General features: G+C 70.7%; 5 protein-coding genes. 4 read left to right on the top strand and 1 reads right to left on the bottom strand.

Going from position 1 to position 6,679, the window contains the following annotated elements; all coding sequences use genetic code 11:
• Positions 1-1,485 (top strand): 3-hydroxyacyl-CoA dehydrogenase family protein (locus GKQ77_RS24395; protein ID WP_219691076.1); only part of this gene is annotated, 1,485 nt, incomplete at its 5' end.
• A gap of 21 nt (positions 1,486-1,506) precedes the next feature.
• On the opposite strand, the gene GKQ77_RS24390 is transcribed toward GKQ77_RS24395, so the two are convergent.
• The gene (locus GKQ77_RS24390; protein WP_219691078.1) at positions 1,507-2,235 is read right to left on the bottom strand and encodes a MerR family transcriptional regulator; all 729 of its coding nucleotides are present in this window, start codon (positions 2,233-2,235) and stop codon (positions 1,507-1,509) included.
• A gap of 150 nt (positions 2,236-2,385) precedes the next feature.
• On the opposite strand from GKQ77_RS24390, the gene GKQ77_RS24385 reads away from it, so the two are divergent.
• From GKQ77_RS24385 to GKQ77_RS24375, 3 genes are all read left to right on the top strand, one after another.
• A complete protein-coding gene (locus GKQ77_RS24385; protein ID WP_219691075.1) occupies positions 2,386-4,206 on the top strand; it encodes an AMP-dependent synthetase/ligase in 1,821 nt (606 codons plus the stop codon).
• Between the two features lie 160 nt (positions 4,207-4,366).
• Positions 4,367-5,824 (top strand): amino acid permease, encoded by a 1,458-nt coding sequence (locus tag GKQ77_RS24380; RefSeq protein ID WP_219691074.1) that lies wholly within the window; start codon positions 4,367-4,369, stop codon positions 5,822-5,824.
• A gap of 209 nt (positions 5,825-6,033) precedes the next feature.
• On the top strand, positions 6,034-6,679 hold a 646-nt coding region (locus GKQ77_RS24375; protein WP_258021873.1), incomplete at its 3' end, for an alpha/beta fold hydrolase.

Raw genomic sequence — 6,679 nt, 5'->3', positions numbered from 1 at the left:
CACCCGAAGTTCGCGGCGAACCTGCCCGCCTTCCCCGCCAACCTCAAGAAGCAGACGGCGGGCGCCCCCTACCCGGCCCCCCGCAACATTCTCGCGGCGGCCGTCGAGGGCTCCCAGGTCGACTTCGAGACCGCGCTGACCATCGAGGCCAGGTACTTCACCGAGCTGGTCACCGGCCAGGTCGCCAAGAACATGATCCAGGCCTTCTTCTTCGACCTCCAGGCCGTCAACTCCGGCGCGAACCGCCCCAAGGGCATCGAGCAGCGGACCGTACGCAAGGTCGCCGTGCTCGGCGCCGGGATGATGGGCGCGGGCATCGCGTACTCCTGCGCCCGCGCGGGCATCGAGGTCGTCCTCAAGGACGTCTCGGCGGAGGCCGCGCAGAGGGGCAAGGCCTACTCCGAGAAGCTCTGCGCCAAGGCGATCCAGCGGGGACGTACGACCCAGGAGAAGGCGAACGCGCTGCTCGCCCGCATCACGCCCACCGCCGACCCGCAGGCGCTGGCGGGCTGCGACGCCGTGATCGAGGCCGTGTTCGAGGACACCTCGCTCAAGCACAAGGTGTTCCAGGAGATCCAGGACGTCGTCGAGCCGGACGCGCTGCTCTGCTCCAACACCTCCACCCTGCCGATCACCCTGCTCGCCGAGGGCGTCGAACGCCAGGCCGACTTCATCGGGCTGCACTTCTTCTCGCCCGTCGACAAGATGGCGCTCGTCGAGATCATCAAGGGCGAGCGGACCGGCGACGAGGCGCTGGCCCGCGCCTTCGACCTCGTACGCCAGATCAACAAGACGCCCATCGTCGTCAACGACTCGCGCGGCTTCTTCACCTCGCGCGTCATCGGGCACTTCATCAACGAAGGCGTCGCGATGGTCGCCGAGGGCATCGAGCCGGCCTCCGTCGAACAGGCGGCGGCGCAGGCGGGCTACCCGGCGAAGGTCCTGTCCCTGATGGACGAGTTGACGCTCACCCTGCCCCGCGAGATCCGGAACGAGACGAAGAAGGCCGTCGAGGAGGCGGGCGGCACCTGGGCGGGGCACCCCTCGGACACCGTCATCGACCGCATGGTCGACGAGTTCGGGCGGCCCGGCAGGAGCGGGGGAGCGGGCTTCTACGAGTACGTGGACGGCAAGCGCGGCAGGCTCTGGCCGGGGCTGCGCGAGCACTTCACCAAGCCCGGGTACGAGATCCCGTTCGAGGACATGCAGGAGCGCATGCTCTTCTCCGAGGCGCTCGACACCGTGCGCCTCCTGGAGGAGGGCGTCCTGACGTCGGTGGCCGACGCGAACATCGGCTCGATCCTCGGGATCGGCTTCCCCGGCTGGACGGGCGGCGTGCTCCAGTACATCAACGGTTACGAGGGCGGCCTGCCCGGCTTCGTGGCACGCGCGCGTGAGCTGGCCGAGCGCTACGGAGAGCGGTTCACGCCGCCCGCGCTGCTGGTCGAGAAGGCGGAGAGGGGCGAGAGGTTCAGCGACGCCTGAGCGGGACCGGGCGGGGGTGGCTCAGCTCTCCTTGAGCCACTCCCGCAGCTCCCCCTTGAGGGAGCGCTGGAAGGCGGTCACCAGCGCCTGCACCACCATCGGCTGCATATGGGCCGAGAGCGACCGCATCGCCGCCACGTGCTCCGGGTCGGACTCGTGCTCGCGGCAGGCGCCCCACACCTCGTCGCGGAAGAGCCGGGACAGCTCGTGCGCGGCCGAGCGGGTGTGCTCCATCAGGACCGTGCGCGCCGCCAGGATCGTCTCGTGCGCGATGGGTACGTCGAGCAGCCGCACCCCGAGCCGCAGCAGCCCCAGGTCCACGCGGTACGTCCCCGGGGTCTGCGTCCGGGCGACGACGCTCATCGCCGCGAGCCGGTCCAGATCCTCCTCGCCCAGTGCGCGCCCCGCCCTGCGCTCCAGCTCGGCCAGGGCCATGTCCTCGGCGGAGTCCGGGGCCCAGGAGGCCACCAGGGCACGGTGGATGGCCAGATCGTGCGCGCTCAGGTCCGCGGGCAGCTGCTCCAGATACCGCTCGATCGCGGCGAGCGTCATGCCCTGGTGCTGCAACTCCTCGATCAGCGCGAGGCGGGACAGATGGTCCTGGCCGTAGTGGCCGACGCGGCGCGGACCGATCGCCGGTGGCGGGAGCAGGCCCTTGGTGCTGTAGAAGCGGATCGTGCGGACCGTCACGCCCGCGCGCGCGGCCAGCTCGTCGACCGTGAGCGTCGGCTCGTCGGCGTACGTCGGCACGCTCTCGGTGTCGGTCGTCATGCGGCGCCCTCCCTCCCCGGCCGGCACTTCGGACATCGCGCCGCCTGTGCGTCAATCCGGTCCAACAGTATTGCTGGCACACCAGTGTTGTGAAACCCTCCGGCCAGCCGACGGCATCAGGAGGCGGTCATGACCACGCTCCCGCGACTCCCCGACGACCCCGCCGACCTCACGCTCCCCGCCCTGCTGCTCCGCAACGCCGAGGACCACGGGGATCTGCCCGCGCTCTCCTGGCGCACGGGGGAGGGCTGGACCACGCTCACCTGGCGCGAGGCGCGGCGCAAGGTCGCCGTCCTCGCCGCCGGTTACGCCGCGCTCGGCGTCGAGCGCGGCGAGCACGTCCTGATGATGATGGGCAACCGCCCCGAGCACTGGCTGAGCGACCTCGCCCTGACCCACCTCGGCGCCGTCCCCGTCACGGTGTACGGCACCTCGGCGCCCGAGCAGGTCGCGCACATCGTCCGGCACAGCCGCGCCCGCTTCGCGATCGTCGAGGGCGCCGGTGAACTGCCGCGCTGGGAGCCCCTGCTGGCCGACGCCACGGCCCCGCTGGAGCGCCTTGTCGTGGTGGAGCCCGCCGAGGCGGGGGAGCACCGCACCTACGGCTCGCTGCACGCCTCCGGCGGCCGCCTCTTCAACCCCGACACCTTCGAGAAGGCCTGGCGCGAGACCCGCCCGACCGACCCGCTCACCGTCGTCTACACCTCGGGCACCACCGGCGACCCCAAGGGCGTGCGCCTCACGCACCGCAACATCCTCCTGGGCGGCGTCGCGCTTGACGGCGTCATCGAGTTCCCCGAGCACGTCGGGCACATCTGCTACCTGCCCTTCGCGCACATCGCGGAGCGGCTGCTCGGCATCTACCTGCCCGTGCTGCGCGCCGCCCACGTCCACCTGTGCGCGGACCCCGCCCAGGTGGCCGCCACCGCACGCGAGCTGCACCCCTTCCAGTTCTTCGGCGTCCCGCGCGTGTGGGAGAAGCTCGCCGCGTCCGTGAAGGCCGCGCTCGCCGGGCTGCCCGAGGAGCGGCGGCGCGCCATCGAGGCGGCGAACGAGACGGCCCGCGCGCACGTGGCGTGCCGCGAGCGCGGCGAGGAGCCGCCCGCCGAGCTGCGCGCCGCGTACGAGCGGGCGAAGGAGCAGGTGCTCGACCCGCTGCTCGCCCTCGCCGGGTTCGACCGGCTCGTGTGGACCGCGAGCGCGTCGGCGCCCATGCCCCTGGACGTCTCCCGCTTCTGGGCCGGCTTCGGTCTGGTGATCATGGACGCGTGGGGCCTCACCGAGACCTCCGGCGTGGTCACGACCAACACCCCGGACGCGTTCCGCCTCGGCTCGGTGGGCCGCCCCCTCGAAGGTCTGGAGATCCGCACCGCCGACGATGGCGAGATCCTGGTCCGCGGCGCGACGGTCTTCGACGGCTATCTGCGGCCCGACGGCGGCGTCGACAGCGCGTGCGACGCGGACGGCTGGTTCGCCACCGGGGACATCGGGCGGATCGACGAGGACGGTTACCTCTGGCTCACCGACCGCAAGAAGGAGATCATCGTCACCTCGACCGGCAAGAACGTCTCACCTGCCCTCGTGGAGAACGCGCTCAAGGAGCACCCGCTGATCGGCCAGGCCCTCGTGCACGGCGACGGCCGCTCCTACCTGGTGGCGCTGCTCGTCCTCGACGCGGAGCTTGCGCCCGTCTGGGCCGCCGCGCAGGGGATCGAGGGCGATCTGTCCGTCGGTGGCCTGATCTCGCACCCGGCCGTACGGGAGGAGATCGACCGCGCCGTCGAGGCGGCCAACGCGCGCCTGAACCGCACCGAGCAGATCAAGCGCTACCGCCTCCTTGCCGAGGAGTGGGGCCCCGGGACCGGCGAGCTGACCCCGTCCCTGAAGCTGCGCCGCCGCGTCGTCCGCGAGAAGTACGAGCAGGTCATCGATGCTCTGTACACCCCCTGACCAGCATGTGAGAAGTCCCGCTATGTGACGTGTGCCACCGCGTGGTCGGCGATCCATAAGGGAAGGTGTCCCGTCGGTCCGCGCGCGTCAGGGGTGTCGTGGGCCGGAGCACCATCCGGACCCCGGAGCTCTTCCGGGCACCAGAGAGTAGATCCCCCACGTGAGCAAGGAAGCCGTAGATTCGGCCGCCCTGGACGCATCCCGCACAGATGCGCCGCAGGCCCCCGCGGACGCGGGCGACGCCGGTTACAGCAAGGACCTCAAGGCCCGTCACGTCAACATGATCGCCATTGGTGGCGCGATCGGCACAGGGCTCTTTCTCGGGGCGGGCGGCCGCCTCCACTCGGCGGGCCCCGCGCTCGCCCTCGCGTACCTCGTGTGCGGTGTCTTCGCGTTCTTCGTCGTGCGCGCCCTCGGCGAGATGGTGCTCTACCGTCCGTCGTCCGGTTCGTTCGTCAGCTACGCGCGTGAGTTCCTCGGCGAGAAGGGCGCGTACGTCGCCGGTTGGATGTACTTCCTCAACTGGTCGACCACCGGCATCGCCGACATCACCGCGATCGCGCTCTACACGCACTACTGGAGCTTCTTCACCGACATCCCGCAGTGGGTGCTCGCGCTGATAGCCCTCGCCGTGGTGCTTGTCATCAACCTCATCTCGGTGAAGATCTTCGGCGAGATGGAGTTCTGGTTCGCGATCATCAAGGTCGCGGCGCTCGTCGCGTTCATGCTCATCGGCATCTTCCTGCTGGTCACCCAGCACAAGGTCGGCGGCGAGTCACCCGGTCTGAACGTGATCACCGACAACGGCGGCTTCCTGCCGAACGGCATGATGCCGGTCGTGATCGTCATGCAGGGCGTCGTCTTCGCGTACGCCTCGCTGGAGCTGGTCGGTGTCGCGGCGGGCGAGACCGCCGAGCCCCACAAGATCGTCCCGCGCGCGGTGAACTCGATCATGTGGCGTGTGGGTCTCTTCTACGTCGGCTCCGTCGTCCTGCTCGCGCTGCTGCTCCCCGGATCGGTGTACTCGGCCGACCAGAGCCCGTTCGTGACGGTCCTCTCCAAGATCGGCGTCCCGGCGGCCGGTGACGTGATGAACCTGGTCGTCCTGACCGCGGCCATGTCGTCGCTGAACTCGGGCCTGTACTCCACGGGCCGCATCCTGCGCTCCATGGCGATGGCGGGCTCGGCGCCCAAGTTCACCGCGAAGATGAACAAGAGCCAGGTGCCCTACGGCGGCATCATGCTCACCGCGGGCGTCGGCGTCCTCGGCGTCGGCCTGAACAGCATCGTGCCGCACCAGGCCTTCGAGATCGTCCTCAACGTGGCGTCCCTGGGCATCATCAGCACGTGGGTGATCATCATGATCTGCCACCTGGCGTTCGTCCGCCGCTCCAAGGAGGGCGCCTTCGAACGCCCGAAGTTCCGGCTGCCCGGCAACCCGGTCACGGAGATCGTCACGATCGTCTTCCTGCTGGCCGTGCTCTGCCTGATGTGGAAGGACCCGGAGGTCGGCCGCAGGACGCTGTTCCTCATCCCGATCGTGGCCGCGGCGCTGGTCGTCGGCTGGTACGCGATCCGCCGCAAGGCGGACCGCGAGGCGGAGACCCTTTTGAAGTAGCGGAGCCCCTCGAAGCAGCGGTTCGCGCCCACGGTGGCGTCACTCCGGAGACACGTGGTCTCCGGGGTGGCGCCACCGCTTCGTTGGGCCGGCTTCGGTGCACCCGAATCCGTTGGACCCGACGGGTTCCGGTCGTCAGGTGTACCTATTCGGGCCCTCGTCGGACGGCACCCCTGGCGGCGGTGTCCGGGGCGCCGGAGACTCGGGGCATGGATGCCATGGTGTCGGTCAAGGACGGCGAGGTCTGGGCGCACGACTCGGGAGAGCCGGACGGCGGGGACGGCCTGCCACTGGTCCTGCTGCACCCGGGGGTCGGCGACTCCCGGGTCTGGCAGCCCGTCCTGCCGCGCCTCACCGAGCGGCACCGGGTGATCCACTACGACGCGCGCGGGTACGGCAGGTCGCCGGCGCCCACCGCCGCGTACTCGCTGGTCGAGGACCTGATCGCGGTCCTGGACCACTTCGGCGTCGCCCGGGCGGTCCTCGCGGGATCGAGCATGGGCGGCGCGACGGCCATCAGCCTCGCGCTGCGCGACCCCGCGCGGGTGGCAGGCCTCGCGCTGGTGGTCCCGGGAGTGACCGGCGCCGAGGACCTTGTGTCGCGGGAGTTCGTCGCCGAGGTCGGGCGGCTCGCGGAGGCGGGCGACATGGACGGCATCGTGGCGCTGGTGATGCGTACGTCGGCCGCCGCGGGCACCGGGGACGACGCCGAGGTGGCGGCGCACGTCAGGTCGGTGATCCCGGCCTGGTTCGCCGTCCACCCCCACCATGTGCCCGACCCGCCCGCCTACGACCGCCTCGGCGAACTCGACATGCCGTGCGTCCTCGTCCTCGGGGAGCGCGACCAGCCGGAGG

Origin of the sequence: Streptomyces anatolicus, from assembly GCF_019400875.1 — a bacterium.
Classification (GTDB): Bacteria; Actinomycetota; Actinomycetes; order Streptomycetales; family Streptomycetaceae; genus Streptomyces; species Streptomyces anatolicus.
The sequence above is the reverse complement of the archived record's forward strand: the minus strand, read 5'-3'. Positions and strand labels throughout refer to the sequence as shown.